Annotated in this window: 1 protein-coding gene; it reads left to right on the top strand. The window is 66.7% G+C overall.

The genetic code is table 11. From position 1 onward, the window contains the following. Positions 1 to 1,504 (top strand): ABC transporter ATP-binding protein/permease (locus TX78_RS13555; RefSeq protein WP_044496376.1); only part of this gene is annotated, 1,504 nt, incomplete at both ends.

Raw genomic sequence — 1,504 nt, 5'->3', positions numbered from 1 at the left:
CACCCAGCTGAGCCTGATTGCCGCACTGGCACTGCTGCGCGGCGGGCTGACCTGGGCGGCGGAGCTGACGGCGGCACGTGCGGCGGCCAAGGTGAAGTCCCAGCTGCGAAGCCGCGCCGCCGAGGCCATGGTCATCGCCGGACAGAATGGGCGCGCCGATGTGCTGACTGCTGCCGGCGGACCAGCCCAAGCCATGACCACCTTGGGCCCCGGCCTGGACGCACTGGATGGCTACTTCTCCCGATTCCAGCCCCAACTGGTGCTGACTGCCCTGTCGATCCCGGTGTTTCTCACCGTGCTGGCCTTCGCCGATATCACCACCGCGGTCACCGTGGCAGTCACCATGCCGCTGATCCCGGTGTTCATGGTGCTCATCGGCTGGAGCACCCAGGCCGCCCAACGCACGCAGCAGAACAGGCTGAACTCCCTGGCGAGGACCTATCTGGATGTGGTGCAGGGCCTCTCCACGTTGAAGGTCTTCAACCGCCAGCACCGCCAGCGCGAAAACCTCACCCGAATCAGCGACGCCCACCGCCGCAGCACGATGAAAGTCCTGCGGATCAGCTTCCTCTCCGGATTCGTCCTGGAGCTTGCCGCCAGCCTGTCGGTGGCATTGGTGGCGGTCTCCATCGGCCTGCGACTGATCGATGGCACTCTCGGGCTGTTCATCGGCCTCTTCGTCCTGCTGATCGTGCCCGAAGCCTATCTGCCGCTGCGCCAAGTCGGTGCTGCCTATCATTCGGCCACAGATGGTCAGCTCGCCGCCGAAGAGGTCTTGGACCTGCTGGAATCCGCAGAGGACGACCACGCCGAGAAACCGCAGGACGACGACGCCGTCCCCAGCGCTGCGCTCATCAAGGATTCGCTGCCCACCAGTCCCGGACTGTATATCCGAGGCCTGGGCGTGGTCCGAGGTGACGCTCCGGTGCTCTCGGAGCTGAACCTCGACGCCCCAGCAGGGGAGATCACCGTACTGACCGGTCCCAGCGGTGCAGGAAAGTCCACCCTGTTCGCCGCCCTGCTCGGGCTGGTTCGGCATACCGGCAGTGCCCAGGTGAGGTTGGACCCGCTGCGGCCGAACCCATGGTGGTCGAACCCTGGCGGTGATTCGACAGGTGTGCTGAGCAGAGAGCTGATCGCCCACAGCGGTCAGCGCCACGGGCTGCGCTCCGGGACAGTGGGGGAGAACATCGCTCTGGGTGACTCTGCCCCGGACCATGATCTGGCTGTTTCCCTGTTGGAGGAGCTGGACCTTGGTTCGGCTTTGGCTCCCGACCCCCGCCAGGCGCTGAATCTGAGGCTGGGCGCTGGCGGCAGCGGCCTCTCGGGAGGTCAGGCGCACCGGGTTGCCGTGGCGCGAGCGGTGTACCGTGCCCGGCGTGGTGATCTGCCCGTGCTGCTTCTGGATGAGCCCAGTGCCGCACTGGATGCCCCCGCCGAACAGCGCCTGCTGCTTCTGCTGCGTACCGAGGCAGCTGCCGGACGCAGCGTGGTCGTCATCAGC

The organism is Nesterenkonia massiliensis, from assembly GCF_000455245.1.
Lineage (GTDB): Bacteria > Actinomycetota > Actinomycetes > Actinomycetales > Micrococcaceae > Nesterenkonia > Nesterenkonia rhizosphaerae.
Note: the sequence above shows the minus strand (reverse complement) of the source record. Positions and strands in the feature narration are given on the sequence as shown.